Here is a 15,643-nt window from a genome sequence, read left to right on the forward strand (position 1 = left end):
GAAGGTCGCGACGTCACACCGTCGCGACCAGCAGCTCTTCCGCGTTGTCCGGCGGGCGCAGGCCGTCGCTGCGATCGGCGAAGTAGCGGCGCGTGAGTTCCGCGGCCGACACATGCTCGGCCCGCGCGAAGCCGGCCCCGGTCGCGAGCGCGCGGATCTCCGCCGGCATGAAGAAGCTGATGAACGGCGTGCCGCTCGCGCGCGCGCCCTTCGCGGCCATTTCGAGCCCCGGGCGCACGTCCGGATCGGCATGCTCGAGCGGCAGCAGGAACGTCATCGCGAACGTCGAGCCCGGCGCGAGCGACGCGACTTCGCGCAGCGCCGCCGCGTTCGCGTCGCGCGTCAGGTACATGCTGACGCCGGTGGACACGACGACCGCCGGCTTGCCTGCATCGAAGCCCGCGCGCACGAGCGCGTCGCGCCACGACTGCTTCGCTTCGAAATCGACCGGCACGAACCGCAGCCAGTCCGGCACGCCGAAGCCGAGCTCGGTCAGCCGGCGGCGCTTCCACGCCTGCGGCGCGGGCGGATCGACCTCGAAGACGGTCAGGCGCGACGCCATCTCGGGCCGGCGCTGCGCGAAGCTGTCGAGGCCCGCGCCGAGGATCACGTACTGGCTCACGCCCCGCGCGGCCTGCTCGACGACGAGATCCTCGATGAAGCGCGCCCGCGCGACGATGGACGCGCGAAACGGCCGCGTGAATTGCGGATCCATGTCGCCGCGCTGCTGCCAGCCGGGCGCCGGCGCGAGCAGGCGCAGTCCGATTTCGTCCACGAGCACGTGCGGCGGCGCATCGAGCTCGACGTGCAGCGCGCGCCACAGCGCGACGCGCGCGGCGGTGCTGTCAGGGGCGTCCGGATGAAGGTCGGTCATCGTCTCGTCCTCATGCGCGCGGCTGGTGCGGCGCCCGCAGGCGCCACGCACGGCCGTCGGGATTGCGTACGCTCATGTCGCGGCCCGCGACGCATTACATCGTGTTCGCCCGCGCCGCCACCCGCGCGAACAACGCGTCGAGGTCGAAGCCGGTCGTATCAATGCCGATCGTGTCGCGCAGGCACGCGCCCCACGCGGCCGCGTCGTCGAACGTGACGGTGCGCCCCGCGCCCGCCGCGTCGCGCAGCGTCAGCACGGTGTTGAACAGCGCCGCCCGGCCGTCCGGCAGCACGCGGCAGGCGATCAGGTCGTTGACGAAGATCGACTCGGGATAGGTCGACGTGAACCAGTTCGCGGCGTCGTAGTCGATCCACTCGGCCGGCTTCAGCGAAAACCGGTAGGTCGTCTGCCAGCCGTCGGGGATCTGGAACTGCATGTCGAGTTCGCCGTCGACCGGCGCGTCGACGACGCGAAACGCCCCATGCGGCGTCAGCTGCCGCTCGCCCGGCACGAAGCGCAGCGGCGCGGTGAGCGTCGCGCTGCCGAAGCCGATGTCGGCGAGCCACGCCGCGCCGTCGAGATCGATGCGCAGCAGCATGTGGGTCTGCGCGGTGACGAGCTCGGGCGGCCGCATCCAGCGCACGCGCGCGATCAGCGGCGTCACGCGAAAGCCGATCGTCGTGAGCGCGGTGTAGAAGAGCTTGTTGAGTTCGAAGCAGTAGCCGCCACGGCGGCGCCCGACCACCTTGTCGACGATCGCGGGCAGGTCGAGCGCGACGCGCGCGCCGGTCAGCGGATTGAGGTTTTCGAACGGAATGGCCTGCGGCTGCAGCAGGTGCAGCCGTCGCAGCACGTCGAGCGTCGGCTCGGCCGGGCCGTCGTAGCCGATGCGGGCGAAGTAGCGCGAGAGGTCGAACGAGTCAGTCATGAACCGGCACCGGAAACGGGGAACACGCCACGATAGCATCGAGCGATATCCCCATGTTGCGCGGGGCCATCCCGGATCGCCGCGCGCGCGGCCGGCGCCGCAGCGGGTGCGGCCGCGTTACGGCAGCAGCTTCAGCGCGGACGACGCGACCGACGGCACCGCAATGCCCTGGCTCGTCGCGAACTGCACGGCCTGGCTGAGCGTCGACGCGAGCGACTGCAACTGGCCCGGCGCGCTTTGCGCGATATACGACGCGGCCTGCATGTTCTGCGGATTCAGGCCCGACTGCAGCAGCGATGCCGCGCTGGTCGAACCGAGATTACCGAGCCCCGACTGCAGCTGCGAGTACTGCGTCAGACCCTGGCCGAGCGATGCCAGACCGTTGCTGAACGCCTGCTTGTCGATCGGGCCGTGCGACGCCCCGCCGCTCGCGAACGCCTGGCCGAGCGCCTGCGACACCGACTGCTGCGCGCCGCCCATCTGCGACAGCGCGGCCGGCGTCAGCGCATTGCCGCCGCCGAGCAGGCCGGCGGCCTGCTGCGCCTGACCGGCCGCGCCGGTGAGCCCCATCGCCGACGCGAGCGACGACTGCCCGACCAGCACCTGCTGGTTCGCGCCGACGTACGCCTGCATCAACTGCGCGACGCCGCCCTGCGCGGGTGCGGCCTGCTGTTGCCCGCCGCCGAGCAGCGCCGTGCCGATCGACTGGAGGTCGAGTTGTGCATGGGCGGTGCCGTTCACGCCGAGCATGATGCCGAAGGCGATGCCCGCCGATGCCAGGTGCTTGCCCGTCGCGCGAATGTGCTTCATGTGTTTCCCTCGTGCCCGAATATGTTTGAGGCCGATATTGTCGAAGCGCGCCGCGCGCCGCCGCAACGACTGAAACACATCGATACGAAATCGCCCGGCACGACCGTCGCCCGGCGCGCGGATTCATCCGGATTTGCCGCGCGATATAGGGCTGGCGCCGCGATTCGTTCCTGCATCGCGGCAATCCCGGCGACGCCCGGTATGCGCCGGCGCTGCGCCGGTGTCGGCCGGCGCTGTTGTGCGACAGCGTGATGCCCGGCGCACGAATGGCAGGATTAGCCAGCGCGTTTCGAGGTGTGGAAACGAACCGGGCGGCACGCGGCCGCCCGGTTCGTCACTTGCGTTCGGCGTGTGTCACCGGCCCGCCGGCCGTCGCATTACGCAGCCATCCAGCCCGGCAGCCGCCGGCCGACCCAGTCGGCCGCCTGCTCGTAGCCGCGCGCGAGCTGCAGCACGGCGAGATCCGCGCGCGGTCGGCCGATCAGCTGCATCCCCATCGGCAACCCCGCATCGTTGAAGCCCACCGGCACGCTGATCACCGGGCAGCCGGCCAGCGTCCACGGCACGACCGTTTCCATCCAGCGGTGGTAGGTATCCATCGCGCGGCCCGCGATTTCCTTCGGCCAGCGCTGCTCGACGTCGAACGGGAACACCTGCGCGGTCGGCGCGGCGATGAAGTCGTAGCGATCGAAGAAGCCCAGCACGGCCTGGTGCCACGCGGTGCGCTCGACGCTCGCGTCGAACACCTCGGCCCCCTGCATCGCGAGCAGCCCTTCGACCTCGTAGATCGCCTCGGGCTTCAGCAGCGCACGCCGTGCCGGGTCGCGATAGTGCGCGAGCAGCCCGCCGCCGGACAGCAGGTGCCGATGCGCGAGCCACAGCCGCCAGATGCGCTCCGGTGCGAACGCCGGCAGCGCGGCATCGACCTCGCAGCCGATCTCGCGCAGCGTCGCGAGGCCCTGTTCGCACTGCGCGAGCACGCCCGGCTCGGTCGCGAGATAGCCGTTCCAGTCGCCGACCCACGCGATGCGCTTGCCGCGCAGGTCCGTGTCGAGCGGCTTCGCGAACACGGCCGGATCTTCCGCGAGCGACAGCGGATCGTTCGGGTCGTAGCCGGCCTGGATCGCGAGCAGCTGCGCGACGTCGCTGACCGTGCGGCCCATCGGCCCTTCGATGCCGAGCTGCTGCATGAACACGTCGACGCCCGGCCAGCGCGGCACGCGGCCCTGCGACGGACGCAAGCCGTAGATGTTGCAGAACGCGGCCGGATTGCGCAGCGAGCCGCCGAAGTCGCTGCCGTCCGCGACCGGCAGCATGCGCGCGGCCAGCGCCGCCGCCGTGCCGCCGCTGCTGCCGCCCGCGCTCTTCGTCAGGTCGTACGGATTGCGCGTCGCGCCGTGGATTTCGTTGAACGTATGCGAGCCGAGGCCGAACTCCGGCGTGTTGGTCTTGCCGATGAAGATCGCGCCCGCCGCGCGCATCCGGCCGACGCCGACCGAATCGGCCTGCGGCACGTGATCGCGGAAGATCGGCGAGCCGTAGGTCGTGCGCAGCCCTTTCGTCATCGCGAGATCCTTCGGCGCCTGCGGCATTCCGTGCAGCCAGCCGTGGTACTCGCCGCGGGCGAGTGCCGCGTCCTTCTGCGCCGCTTCGGCGAGCAGCGTGGCGCGATCGCGCAGCGAAATCAACGCGTTCACCGCGCCGTTCACGCGCTCGATGTGATCGAGATACGCACGCATCGTCTCGACGCACGAGACCGCCTTGCCGCGGATCGCCGACGCGAGTTCGCCGGCCGACAGGCGCACGATCGGGTCGACTGTGATGGAAGCGGGTGCGAGAAGCTGCGGGGCGCCATGCGGCATGCGAGGTCTCCTGGAATCGGAATGGGATGGCGGGCCGCAGCGTGGCGGCGGTCCGTCCCGAACGGCCTGGACAGCCCGGGAGAAGGCCGCGCCGCGGCGATGCACTACTCTACGCGACGCCGGATCGCTGACCTCCGATATTTTCCGCCGCGATTCATTGAGGATCCGACTAAATCGGCGTGGTGCGCCACTCGACGGCCCGCCCCGGGCCACCGCCCGGCCGGTCAGTGAAAACGTTTATGCGCATAAACTTAAATTTCTTATATTTCTAATAGGCGCGGCGGACGTTGACGACATTTTTACGCGGCCGCCCGATCTCTTTAGGTCGGGCGATCCGGCGCCGCGCTACGCTGCAAACATCTCGATTCCGGAGCATCTCCCATGCTCAAACTGCTGGTTCCGGTCGGTCATTCGCCGCGTTCGCTGCAGGCGGTCCGCCATGCGACCTTCCTGTATCGCGAACGCTGCGCGTCGGAAATCGTGCTGATCAACGTCCAGCCGCCGCTCGAAGCGACGCGGCTCGAGGCATTTCACTCGCTGTCGCGACTGCGCTCGATCGAGGACCAGTTCGCGTGCGACGATCTGGCGACGGCCGAGCGGGTGCTGCGGGAAGCCGGCGTCCGATACAGCGTCGTGAAGAAGGTCGGGCCGGTGGCCGACACGATCGCGGCCGTTGCGGCCGAGACGGGCTGCGACGAAATCGTCGTCGTCGCGCCGCGGCACGATCCGTTTCATCAGATGCTGTCGATGTTCGGTCGCAGCATGATGGGCCGCCTCGTGCGGATTTCGAACGTGCCGGTGACGGCGGTCAGATGAGCGGCACGCGATGCGGCGCTTGCCGCTTCTTACTTGATGACCTTGCGCCAGAACACGAGATAGGTCGCGGCTGACGATGCAACCAGCAGAATCGCCCACATCGGCGCGAGACTGATCAGGACGGACGATACGTTAAGCATTTGGATTCCTCACTAATTCGATAGCGGTGTTCAATACGTACCCGCTGCATTCGGAGCCGCAGCGCCCATCGCCTGCCGCGCATCGCGTTCCGTTGAAACATGCATTCATGCTATCGCTCTGACCGCCGGCACGACCGTCTCGCCCTGCCCGCCGTCTGACATTCGTCAAGCTCGCGTCAATCGCGCGGCGGTGCGGGCGGCCAACGTGCCTTTTCGTCGTCCGCACGGTAAAAACGGGACGCGATCAGCCGGGCTCATCGTCATTTCTGCAGACGTTTACCGGGGGAAGCCCCAAGTGCTTCGAGAAACGTCTCCGCGTTACGCTTGAGCGACGAGGAGACGAACCATGAGACGAGTCGTACACATCGCTTTTTTCGCGCTGCTGGTCTATCTGATCGGCGATCGCGCACTGCTGCACGCGCAAGGCCGCGATGCCAGCCCGACCGCCTGCTCGCAGGGCGCCGAGCAGGTGAAATACGCCGCGCTCGGCAAGGGCTTCGGCAGCGCGGCGGCCGACAGCCAGAGCGAAGCGTTCATGTCGAGCTGCCTCGTGTCCGGGCGCGGTAATCAGGACGTCGCGGTGGCCGCCCGTTGAGGCCGACCGGGCGCCGCGCCGGTCGCATGCGTGTCGCGGCGCCTGGGCGCCAACTGTGATCCGTGGCGCCTTCCGAGGTTCTTTCGCTTGCCACCGGCGGCATTGGCTCGCCGGTAGCGGCAGTACGAATACGCCAACCATCCGACGATCGCGGCGACCGATGAGCGTTCGCCGCGACACGTCACGCACGTCGCAGCGATAGCGACTTGCGCGAATCGCTCGGCACCGTCCATCGCTTCTCCTACCGGGTTCCCCCCGTCACGAGCACGCGAGCACGTCGTGCGCTCCCTTTCGTACCGCCGCTTCCCGCCCGTTAGCCGAGCCGGTTTTCCATCGCGTCAAGTTGCGTTCGGTTGCACCGCGTCTGGCTGCCGCATCCCGTAACCCGCCCGCCCCAGCCGCCCCTTCCTCCTGGGCATGCCAATTGCGACTCGATTGCCCCCTCCCCACGAGTCGCGATCATGAACGACAACGAGCCCCTCGATTCCGCGGAGCAGCGTCCGCGTGCCGCAACGTGGCTCCGCCGCCTCGGGCCGGGCCTCGTCACCGGTGCCGCGGACGACGATCCGTCCGGCATCGGCACGTACTCGCAGGCGGGCGCGCAGTTCGGCTTCGAATTGCTGTGGGCGCTCCTGCTGACGTATCCGCTGATGACGGCGATCCAGCTGGTCAGCGCGCGCATCGGCCGCGTGACGGGCAAGGGCCTCGCGTCGAACATGCGCACGCACTATCCGCCGTGGCTGCTCTACGTCACCGTCGTGCTGCTGATCGTCGCGAACGTGATCAACATCGCGGCCGACCTGTCGGCGATGGGCGCAGCGGTCAAGCTGCTGCTGCACGGCCCGCAAGAACTCTACGTCGTGTGCCTCGGCGGCGCATCGGCCCTGCTGCAGATCCTCGTGCCGTACGACCGCTACGCGCGCCTGCTCAAATGGACCGCGCTGGTCCTGCTCGCCTACGTCGCCGTGGCGCTCATCGTGCCCGTCCCGTGGGGCGAGGTCGGCCGTGCGCTCGTGTTGCCGCGCGTCCAGTACTCCGCCGCCTACCTGACCACGGTCATCGCCGTGCTCGGCACCACGATCAGCCCGTACCTGTTCTTCTGGCAGGCATCGCAGGAAGTCGAGGAACTGCGCGCGGTGCCGAACCAGCAGTCGTTGCGGCACGCGCCTCACCAGGCCCCCGCGCAGCTGCGCCGGATCAACTTCGATACGTGGGTCGGGATGGGCGTGTCGAACGTCATCGCGTTCTTCATCACGCTGACGGCCGCGGCCACGCTGAACCTGCACCACATCGACGTGAAGACGTCGGCGGATGCCGCGCGGGCGCTCGAGCCGATCGGCGGCCACTTCGCGTACGTGCTGTTCGCGCTCGGAATCATCGGCACCGGCCTGCTGGCGCTGCCTGTCCTCGCGGGATCAGCCGCCTATGCGGCCGCGGGCACTTTCCGCTGGCGCAGCAGCCTCGCGCTGCAATTCGGCGTCGCGCGCGAGTTCTATGCGGTCATCGCACTGGCGATCATCGGCGGCGTCGCGATCACGTTCATGCATTTCGACCCGATCCGCGCGCTCTACTGGAGTGCGGTCATCAACGGCGTGACCGCCGTGCCGATCATGGTCGTGATGATGCTGATGGCCCACAGCACGCGCATCATGGGCAAGTTCGCGATCACCGGCCTGCTGGCCTGGGGCGGCTGGCTCGCGACGTTCGCGATGGCGGTCGCGGCGTTGGGCGTGTTCGTGCCGGGTTGAGCAGGTGAAGCCGCGCCGGCCGGCGCGGCGCCGGATACACCGGCGTCACGCGAGCCGGCACACGCACCGGCGACGCATGCCGCGGAACAGAAGGAGAACGCATCGTGGCGAAGAAAGCATCGGGATCGGCACGGCTGCCGTCCAGCGACCAGCGCGCGCAGATTCTCGCGCGCCTGCGCAGCCTCAAGATGGCGCGCTCGATACACACGTATACGCGCGGCAGCGCCGAGCGCTTCTACGCATGGCTCGCGGACCATCGCTCCGGCACCCTGCCCGACGGCCCCGCGGTGTGGATCGGCGGCGACTGCCATCTCGGCAATCTGGGGCCCGTCGCGGCGAAGACGGGCGAGGTTGCCGTGCAGATCCGCGATCTCGACCAGAGCGTGATCGGCAATCCCGTACACGACCTGCTGCGTCTCGGCTTCTCGCTCGCGACCGCGGCGCGCAGCTCCGATCTGCCCGGGATCATCACGTGGCGGATGGTCGAAGCGCTCATCGCCGGATACGAGCAGGCGTTCGACAGCCGGCACCGCGCCGAGACCAGTCACCTGCAACGCCCAGCCGCGATCAAGATCGCGATGAAGGCGGCGCTGCACCGATCGTGGCGCAAGCTCGACCGGCAGACGATCCAGAACGTCACGCCGCGCATTCCGCTCGGCAAACGCTTCTGGCCGTTGTCCGAGCGCGAGGGGAGCGCCATCCACGCGCTGTTCGAATCCACCCCGGATTCGTCGATCGGCGCGGCGCTCAGCCGCGCGCCACACCGCGACGCGAGGATGAAGGTGCTCGACGCCGCCTTCTGGGTAAAGGGATGCAGCTCGCTCGGACGGCGCCGCTTCGCGGTCATGCTCGATATCGACGACGCGTGTTCCGACGGCCATCCGCCGTATCTGATCGACATCAAGGAGGCCGCGGCGGCGAAGGCCCCGAAGGATCCCGGCGTGCGCATGCCGCGCGATCCCGCGCAACGGGTGCTCGAAGGCGCGCGGCACGTATCGCCGATGCTGGGCAGCCGGATGTGCGCGGCACGCCTCGACGGATGCCCCGTCGTCATACGCGAATTGATGCCGCAGGATCTGAAACTGGACGCGGAACGGATGTCGGAGGCCGATGCGGTCAAAGTCGCGCGCTATCTGGCGCTGGTGATCGGCAACGCGCATGCCGCGCAGATGGACCACGCGACGCAACGCGCGTGGTGCGGCGAGTTGCGGCGCCAGCACCCGAAGACGGCCGACGCGCCGTCATGGCTGTGGCGAAGCATCATCGAACTGATGGCCGCGCACGAAGAGGCGTATCTCGAACATTGCCGGCGCCATGTGGTCGGCAAGACGGTCCGTTGACGTCGCCGCCGGTCGTGCGTCGTTGCGATGGACGCACGATCGTGAACGACTCGGCCCGCGCGATCTCAGTCTTTCGCCGGACGAACCACCAGCTCGTTGAACCCGGTGAGCGCATCGTGCTCGCGGGAAAAACGATGCGCGGGCAACGATACGAGCAGGATCTCGGCGGTCGTGCGCACCACGCAGCCGCTCGCGACGTGGCCGCCCGAGACGCGGCCGTGCGCGTCGGACACCGCCATGTGCAGGTGCGCGCCGTCCGGCGAGACCGAGCCGGCAAGCGTCAGGATCTCGAGATCGCCGCGCAGCTCGGTCGGCGCAGCGACGCCGGCATAGCGCAGCTGCGCGACGTTCAGGCTGCCGATGCCCTGGATCACGAATGCTGCATGCGCGTCGAGTCGACGCAACGCCTGCTCGATCGACGCGCGCAGATCGTCGCCGGGGGAAAGACGCAGAGGATGGGCTTGCATGGGCGGTAACCTGCTGATGGAGTCGGGGGTAGGCAAAGCGTACGTTCGACACGGCAATCCGGCAAGCCGCCGACCGGATCGGCCGCCGCGCCTGCGTCGCGACTACGGGAACGATGCCGATGCGTCATTCGTTCGCACCGGACACGCCGCATCACCCGCATCACGCGCGACGATCGCGCGCGAGCAACCCGTACAGCGCGCTGTCCGACACCTCGTCGCCGACGATCCAGCGTTCGCGCAACACGCCTTCCCTGACGAACCCGAGCCGTTCGAGCAGCGCGGCGGATGCGACGTTGCGCGGATCGATGTCGGCCTCGATGCGGTTCAGGCGCAGCGTGCCGAACGCGTGGTCGATGACCGCCGACGCGGCCTCGAGCATATAGCCGCCGCGCCAGTAGCGGCGCCGCAGGCTGAAGCCGATTTCCGCACGCCGGCATTGCTCGTGCGCATGAAACAGCACGCATTCGCCGAGCACGTCGCCGGTGTCCCGGGCTTCGAGCACGCAGACGAGATCCTGGCCGCTGGCGGTCGTCGCGAGGTTGCGCGCGACGCGCTCGGCGGCCTGCCGCCAATCCGTGAGCGGCGCGAACGACGAATAGCGCATCGCTTGCGCATCGGACCAGAGGTCGAAGAACGCGTGAGCGTCCGTGTCGCGAAGCGGACGCAGGACGAGTCGGGACGTATGCAGCGTGACGGGTTCGAACAAGGGCATCGCAGCGGCCGGGGAAAAAACGCAAGCATGAATTAGAACACGCTGTCCGGCACGCACGATCCGCTGCCCGAAACGAAAAAAGCCCGGACACATCGTCCGGGCCTTCCACATCGCCTTTGCCACGCGCCGCGCTTATGCCTCGAGCGCTTCGAGCACCTTCCCCTTCGTCTCGATCCCGACGAAATGAACGGTCACGGCGGCGATCAGCGGCACGATGCCGATCAGGTAGAACGCCGGCGCGAGATTGCCGCCGATGATCGCGTGCGGAACGATCATCGGCGCCGCGAACGACGCGATCTTCAGCCACGCGCTGCCGAGCCCGCAGCCCGACGCGCGGATGCTCGTCGGATACTGTTCCGGCGTATAGACGTACGCGGTGATGAAGCCCGATGCCATCAGCCCCAGCGACAGCGAGCAAAAGGTCGCGACGACGTACACCGACGACGCGTGGTAGATGCCCGCGAACGCCAGCGACAGCGCGCACAGCACGAACGACCACACGATCACCGGCTTGCGGCCGAGCTTGTCGACCAGCAGCGCGGACGCGAGCGAACCGAGCACGCCCATCACCGAGCCGATCACCGCGAGATTCAGCGCGAGCTGCAGCGGCGCGTGATAGAAGTTCTTGTAGATCGTCGGCAGCCACGTGGACAGCCCGTACTGGATGAACCCGCAGGTCGCCCACAGCGTCGCCACCGCGAGCGTGCGCTTGCGATACGCGGCGCTGAACAGGTCGCTCATCCGGCGCTTCGGGTGCTGGCGCACCATCTCGTCGTACGCGGCCACCTGCGTGACCGGCGGCAGTTCGCCGCGCACCGACGCTTCGAACACGCCGACCGCGCGCCCGGCTTCCGGGAGCCGCCCGCGCGACGCGAGCCAGCGCGGCGATTCCGGCACCAGACGCGTGAGCACCAGCGCGAGAATCAGCGGCAGCCCGCCGACGAAATACATGATCTCCCAGCCGAACCGCGGCACGAGCCACGCGCCGAGCGCCATCGATACCAGCAGGCCGATCGGGAACACGATTTCGTACAGCAGCACGAAGCGGCCGCGGCCGTGCGCGCGCGTGATTTCGTTGATGTACGTCGCCGCGACCGGCAGCTCGCCGCCGAGGCCGAGCCCCTGCAGGATCCGCAGCAGCACGAACACCTCGAACGTCGGCGCGAAGCCGCACGCGATGCTGGTGATGCCGATCACGGCGGAACTCCACGCGATCGCCTTCACGCGGCCATGCTTCTCCGCGAGCGCGGGAAACAGGAATGCGCCGATCAGCTGGCCGATCGCGCCGGACGCGATCAGCATGCCGATCTGCGTCGGCGACAGCCCCCACTTGTGAATCAGCAGCGGCAGCGTCGCCGCGATCGTGATCACGTCGAAGCCGTCGAAGAACGTCGCGGTGCCGATCAGCACGCGCGCGCGGATCTGCATCGCGTTGGCCGGAAGCCGCTCGAGCCGCGCGATGATCGCGCCGGGCGTGGAGGCGGCAGCTTCCATCGTGGCCCTGCCGGCCACGACGTTGTCGAAAGTGCTCATGCGAGGTGTCTCCTGGGTCTTTGTACCGGTTTCGCCGGTCAGGCAAGCGCTTGGGTCGTGTCCGCCAGGGCTTCCGTGTTCACTGCCCGGCCCTGGTTCATCCACTTGCGTGCGAGCTTGAGCTCGCGCGCGTTGTTGATGGCGATGACACCTCTCACATGTCCGTCGCCCACGAAAAACAGCGTCGCACGTCGCGCGGCGAGATCGCCGCGCACGACGAGCTGCGCATCGGCCGGCAGATCGCCGAGGATCTGCAGGTTCACGTCGTATTGATCGGACCAGAACCACGGAATCTCGGCGTACGGCGCGCGCACGCCGAGCACGGCCTTCGCGGCCGCGATCGCCTGGTTCTGCGCGTTCGCCCACGATTCGAGCCGCACGCGCCGCTTCAGCCAGCCGTTGTGATGGTTCGCGACGTCGCCGCACGCGAAGATCGCCGGATCGCTGGTCGCGCCGAACTCGTCGACCACGATGCCGTCGTCGACTGCGAGGCCCGCGTCGCTCGCGAGTGTCGCGTTCAGCGCGAGGCCGATGCCGGCCACCGCGAAATCGGCGTCGATCGTCGTGCCGTCCGCAAGCGTCGCGCGCACCTTCGATGCGTCGTCCGGCTGCGCGTCGAGCGATGCGAGCGCCGCGCCGAGGCGCACGTCGACACCGTTCGCGCGATGCAGGTCGAGCAGGAAGTCCGACACGACCTGCGGCACCGAGCGGCCGCACAGCCGCGGCGCGCCTTCGACGACCACCGCTTCGACGCCGAGCTTGCGCGCGGTCGCCGCGACCTCCAGGCCGATCCAGCCGCCGCCGATCACGAGCACACGCCGGCTCGCGCGCAGCTTCTCGCCGAGCGCGGCCGCTTCGTCGAGCGTACGCAGGTAATGCAGGTTCGGGGTCCTGACGATCGAGTCAGGCAAGCGGCGCGACGTGCCGCCGGTCGCGATCACGAGGCGGTCGTATTCGACTTCGAGGCCGCTTTCGATTTTCACCACGCGGCGCGCACGGTCGATCGACACCGCGCGTTCCGGCTGCCATGCCTCGACGTTCAGCGCGGCGAATTCGTCCGGGCGCACGACGCGCACGGTCTCGATGTCCGCGTCGCCGGCCAGCACGGCCTTCGACAGCGGCGGACGCTCGTACGGCAGATGCGGCTCGTCGGCGATCATCACGAGACGGCCCGCGAAGCCTTCCGCGCGCAGCGTCTTCAGCACCCAGCCGGCGGCCTGGCCGCCGCCGATCACGACGACCGTGCGAGGCGCGGCCGGTTCCTGCGAGTTCGTTGCGCTCATGATTTGCGCTCCGTCATGAACTTGCCTTCCGGCGCCTTCGCATTCTTCTGCCGGCGCGTGTTGCCGTCGAGGCCGCCGTCGACGGCCCATTCGGCGAACACGGTCGGGCCCGGTTCGAATTCGCGCGGCTGCCATTCGGGCGTCAGCACGTCTTCGTCCGCGTAGTACTCGATCAGCGCGCCGGCCGGGTTCTGGAAGTACCAGAAATACGCGGACGACACCGGATGACGCCCCGGGCCGAGCTGCGTTTCCCAGCCGCAGCGGTCGATGTGCATGCCGCCGCCGAACACTTCGTGGATGTCGCGCACGGTGAACGCGACGTGGTTCAGGCCGCGCTTGCCATTGGGCAACGCGAGCAGGAACAGGTCGTGGTGGCCGCCGTGCGGCGCGCAGCGCATGAACGCGCCGCGGCCCGGATAGCGGTCCGACGTCTCGAAGCCGAGCAGCTCGTGATAGAACTTCTCCTGCGCGTCGAGGCAGTTCGTGAAGAACACGACGTGGCCGACCTCGACCGGCTCGGCGCGCGCATAGATCGGGCTGGGCTGGTCGACCCGAGCCGTCCGGCCCCACACGTTCGACGGCGAGCCGGTGATGTCGAGTGCGCGCTTGCGCGTCACCTCGATGCGGATCGCCATCCCGTTCGGATCGATGCAGCCGACCGCATCGTCCTGCGCGTAATAGCCGGGCTGGCCGGCCAGCTTCGTGCGCAGTGCGTCGACTTCCTGCTGCGTCGCGACGCCCCACGTGACTTCGCGCAGCGTCGGGCCCGCTTCGAATGCGGGCGGCAGCGACGGATCGTCGGCCTTCACGACCAGCACGGTGCAGCCGTTCAGCGTTTCGAAACGTGCGCGCGTGTCGTCGTGCGCGACTTCCTTCAGGCCCCAGTCGGCGAAAAAGCGCCGGCACGTCGCGAGGTCGTCGACACCGTACGTGATCTGCTCGATACCCAAGATGCTCATTGCGTCATTCCCCTTCGCTCAGTTCGCCCACGGCAGCGGCGCGTCGTTCAAGCCCCAGTAGAGGCTCTTCTGCTGCATGTACTCGCGGATGCCGAGACGGCCCTTCTCGCGGCCCATCCCGCTCTCCTTCCAGCCCGAGAACGGCGTGGAGATCGAAAACAGCTTGTACGTGTTGATCCAGACGGTGCCCGTCTCCAGTGCCCGCGCGATGCGCCATGCGCGCTTGTAGTCGCGCGTCCAGATGCCGGCGGCGAGGCCGAACACGCTGTCGTTCGCCTGCGCGATCAGCGACGCTTCGTCGTCGAACGGCATCGCGACCAGCACCGGCCCGAAGATTTCCTCCTGGCAGATGCGCGCGCTGTTCGGCAAGCCTTCGAGAATCGTCGGCTGGTAGAAGAAGCCGTCCTCGCGCCCGTCGCCCGACGGCCGTTCGCCGCCGCACAGCAGGCGGCCGCCTTCCTCCAGCCCGAGCGCGACGTAGCGTTCCACCGATTCACGATGCTTCGCGGTGATCAGCGGGCCCATCTGCGTGTCGGGCCGCGTCGGGTCGCCCACGCGCAGCTTGCGTGCGCCCGCGACCAGGCGCTTCATGAACTCGTCGTATACCGAGCGCTGCACGAACAGCCGCGAACCCGCGATGCACGCTTCGCCCGACGAGCTGAAGATGCCGTACAGCACGCCGTTCACCGCGTGATCGAGATCCGCGTCGTCGCATACGATCGTCGGCGACTTGCCGCCGAGTTCGAGCGATACGGGCATCAGCTTTTCCGCCGCGATGCGCGCGATGCCGCGGCCCACTTCGGTGCCGCCGGTAAACGACACTTTCTTCACGAGCGGATGGCGCACCAGCACGTCGCCGATCACCGAGCCCTTGCCCGGCAGCACGCTCAGCACGCCCTTCGGCACGCCGGCTTCCTCGCAGATGCGGGCCAGCGCGAGCGACACGAGCGGCGTCACCTCGGCCGGCTTGAGCACCACCGCGTTGCCGCCGGCGAGCGCGGGCGCGAGCTTCTGCGCGTCGGACGCGATCGGCGAATTCCACGGCGTGATCGCCGCGATCACGCCGATCGGCTCGTGCACGCTCATCGTCAGGTAGTCGCCGCGCGACGGCGTCAGTTCTTCGTCGAGCGTTTCCAGGCACGCCGCGAAATAGCGGAACGTGTTGGCCGCACTCGCCACCAGCACGCGCGTCTCGCCGATCGGCTTGCCGTTGTCGCGGCGCTGCAGGTTCGCGAGCGCCTCGTGACGCTGCATGATCAGGTCGGCGATCCGGTACAGCACCAGCGCGCGCTGGTGCGGCTTGAGGCCGGCCCAGTCGGCGCGCCGCCACGCGGCGTCGGCGGCCACGACGGCGTCGGCCGCGTCTTCCGCGTTCGCCGTCGAGACTTCCATGTTCAGCGACTGGTCGGCCGGATAGATGCTCGCGTAAGGCGCGCCGCGGCCGCGCCGCCACTCGCCGCCGATCAGGATGTCGCCGTTGGGTACGAGGCTCGTATCGAATGGAGTCATGTCACAAGTCCCACAAATCTGTCTCTGCGCAGCCGCCCGCGCCGTGGCGCCGGCGGCCGTTCAATGG

General features: G+C 68.6%; 14 protein-coding genes. 4 read left to right on the top strand and 10 right to left on the bottom strand.

Annotated elements, in window-relative coordinates; translation table 11 throughout:
• Positions 1–13: 13 nt before the first annotated feature.
• The 4 genes from DIE12_RS12435 to DIE12_RS12450 form a co-directional block, all read right to left on the bottom strand.
• Positions 14–874 (bottom strand): class I SAM-dependent methyltransferase, encoded by an 861-nt coding sequence (locus DIE12_RS12435; RefSeq protein WP_124520767.1) that lies wholly within the window; start codon positions 872–874, stop codon positions 14–16.
• A 94-nt stretch (positions 875–968) separates the two neighbouring features.
• Positions 969–1,802, bottom strand: coding sequence for an arylamine N-acetyltransferase (locus tag DIE12_RS12440; protein ID WP_124520768.1), 834 nt, complete (start codon positions 1,800–1,802; stop codon positions 969–971).
• A gap of 117 nt (positions 1,803–1,919) precedes the next feature.
• On the bottom strand, positions 1,920–2,612 hold the full coding sequence (locus tag DIE12_RS12445) for a hypothetical protein (protein ID WP_124488168.1): 693 nt from the start codon (positions 2,610–2,612) through the stop codon (positions 1,920–1,922).
• A 377-nt stretch (positions 2,613–2,989) separates the two neighbouring features.
• Entirely contained in the window at positions 2,990–4,474 is a 1,485-nt protein-coding gene (locus DIE12_RS12450; RefSeq protein WP_124520770.1) for an amidase, read from the bottom strand.
• Positions 4,475–4,855: 381 nt separating this feature from the next.
• Between DIE12_RS12450 and DIE12_RS12455 the strand changes: the two genes are divergently transcribed.
• From DIE12_RS12455 to DIE12_RS12470, 4 genes are all read left to right on the top strand, one after another.
• Positions 4,856–5,290, top strand: a complete 435-nt coding sequence (locus DIE12_RS12455) for a universal stress protein (RefSeq protein ID WP_044843188.1) — start codon at positions 4,856–4,858, stop codon at positions 5,288–5,290.
• Positions 5,291–5,776: 486 nt separating this feature from the next.
• The gene (locus DIE12_RS12460) at positions 5,777–6,025 is read left to right on the top strand and encodes an adhesin (RefSeq protein ID WP_124520772.1); all 249 of its coding nucleotides are present in this window, start codon (positions 5,777–5,779) and stop codon (positions 6,023–6,025) included.
• 461 nt (positions 6,026–6,486) lie between these two features.
• Complete coding sequence (locus DIE12_RS12465) at positions 6,487–7,773, top strand: Nramp family divalent metal transporter (RefSeq protein WP_124520774.1); 1,287 nt, start codon at positions 6,487–6,489, stop codon at positions 7,771–7,773.
• A 104-nt stretch (positions 7,774–7,877) separates the two neighbouring features.
• Complete coding sequence (locus DIE12_RS12470) at positions 7,878–9,113, top strand: DUF2252 family protein (RefSeq protein WP_124520776.1); 1,236 nt, start codon at positions 7,878–7,880, stop codon at positions 9,111–9,113.
• Between the two features lie 65 nt (positions 9,114–9,178).
• On the opposite strand, the gene DIE12_RS12475 is transcribed toward DIE12_RS12470, so the two are convergent.
• The 6 genes from DIE12_RS12475 to DIE12_RS12500 all read right to left on the bottom strand — a co-directional run bounded on the left by DIE12_RS12475 (position 9,179) and on the right by DIE12_RS12500 (position 15,576).
• Positions 9,179–9,580: a PPC domain-containing DNA-binding protein gene (locus DIE12_RS12475; protein WP_124520778.1), complete on the bottom strand. Its 402-nt coding sequence runs from the start codon at positions 9,578–9,580 to the stop codon at positions 9,179–9,181.
• A gap of 160 nt (positions 9,581–9,740) precedes the next feature.
• Positions 9,741–10,292 (bottom strand): GNAT family N-acetyltransferase, encoded by a 552-nt coding sequence (locus tag DIE12_RS12480; protein WP_124520780.1) that lies wholly within the window; start codon positions 10,290–10,292, stop codon positions 9,741–9,743.
• Between the two features lie 132 nt (positions 10,293–10,424).
• Positions 10,425–11,825, bottom strand: a complete 1,401-nt coding sequence (locus DIE12_RS12485) for an MFS transporter (protein ID WP_044843182.1) — start codon at positions 11,823–11,825, stop codon at positions 10,425–10,427.
• Between the two features lie 38 nt (positions 11,826–11,863).
• Positions 11,864–13,108: an NAD(P)/FAD-dependent oxidoreductase gene (locus DIE12_RS12490; protein ID WP_044843181.1), complete on the bottom strand. Its 1,245-nt coding sequence runs from the start codon at positions 13,106–13,108 to the stop codon at positions 11,864–11,866.
• Positions 13,105–14,067, bottom strand: a complete 963-nt coding sequence (locus tag DIE12_RS12495) for a VOC family protein (protein WP_124520782.1) — start codon at positions 14,065–14,067, stop codon at positions 13,105–13,107. The genes DIE12_RS12490 and DIE12_RS12495 overlap by 4 nt, the downstream gene beginning before the upstream one ends.
• An 18-nt stretch (positions 14,068–14,085) precedes the next feature.
• Complete coding sequence (locus tag DIE12_RS12500; RefSeq protein ID WP_124488176.1) at positions 14,086–15,576, bottom strand: aldehyde dehydrogenase; 1,491 nt, start codon at positions 15,574–15,576, stop codon at positions 14,086–14,088.
• Between the last annotated feature and the right edge of the window lie 67 nt (positions 15,577–15,643).

The organism is Burkholderia sp. Bp9015 (genome assembly GCF_003853505.1).
GTDB lineage: Bacteria > Pseudomonadota > Gammaproteobacteria > Burkholderiales > Burkholderiaceae > Burkholderia.

What these genes read in the sequence shown, in the direction of transcription:
- DIE12_RS12435 (WP_124520767.1), bottom strand. Translation starts at nt 874, where the DNA reads ATGACCGACCTTCATCCGGACGCCCCTGACAGCACCGCCGCGCGCGTC.
- DIE12_RS12440 (WP_124520768.1), bottom strand. Translation starts at nt 1,802, where the DNA reads ATGACTGACTCGTTCGACCTCTCGCGCTACTTCGCCCGCATCGGCTAC.
- DIE12_RS12445 (WP_124488168.1), bottom strand. Translation starts at nt 2,612, where the DNA reads ATGAAGCACATTCGCGCGACGGGCAAGCACCTGGCATCGGCGGGCATC.
- DIE12_RS12450 (WP_124520770.1), bottom strand. Translation starts at nt 4,474, where the DNA reads ATGCCGCATGGCGCCCCGCAGCTTCTCGCACCCGCTTCCATCACAGTC.
- DIE12_RS12455 (WP_044843188.1), top strand. Translation starts at nt 4,856, where the DNA reads ATGCTCAAACTGCTGGTTCCGGTCGGTCATTCGCCGCGTTCGCTGCAG.
- DIE12_RS12460 (WP_124520772.1), top strand. Translation starts at nt 5,777, where the DNA reads ATGAGACGAGTCGTACACATCGCTTTTTTCGCGCTGCTGGTCTATCTG.
- DIE12_RS12465 (WP_124520774.1), top strand. Translation starts at nt 6,487, where the DNA reads ATGAACGACAACGAGCCCCTCGATTCCGCGGAGCAGCGTCCGCGTGCC.
- DIE12_RS12475 (WP_124520778.1), bottom strand. Translation starts at nt 9,580, where the DNA reads ATGCAAGCCCATCCTCTGCGTCTTTCCCCCGGCGACGATCTGCGCGCG.
- DIE12_RS12480 (WP_124520780.1), bottom strand. Translation starts at nt 10,292, where the DNA reads ATGCCCTTGTTCGAACCCGTCACGCTGCATACGTCCCGACTCGTCCTG.
- DIE12_RS12485 (WP_044843182.1), bottom strand. Translation starts at nt 11,825, where the DNA reads ATGAGCACTTTCGACAACGTCGTGGCCGGCAGGGCCACGATGGAAGCT.
- DIE12_RS12490 (WP_044843181.1), bottom strand. Translation starts at nt 13,108, where the DNA reads ATGAGCGCAACGAACTCGCAGGAACCGGCCGCGCCTCGCACGGTCGTC.
- DIE12_RS12495 (WP_124520782.1), bottom strand. Translation starts at nt 14,067, where the DNA reads ATGAGCATCTTGGGTATCGAGCAGATCACGTACGGTGTCGACGACCTC.
- DIE12_RS12500 (WP_124488176.1), bottom strand. Translation starts at nt 15,576, where the DNA reads ATGACTCCATTCGATACGAGCCTCGTACCCAACGGCGACATCCTGATC.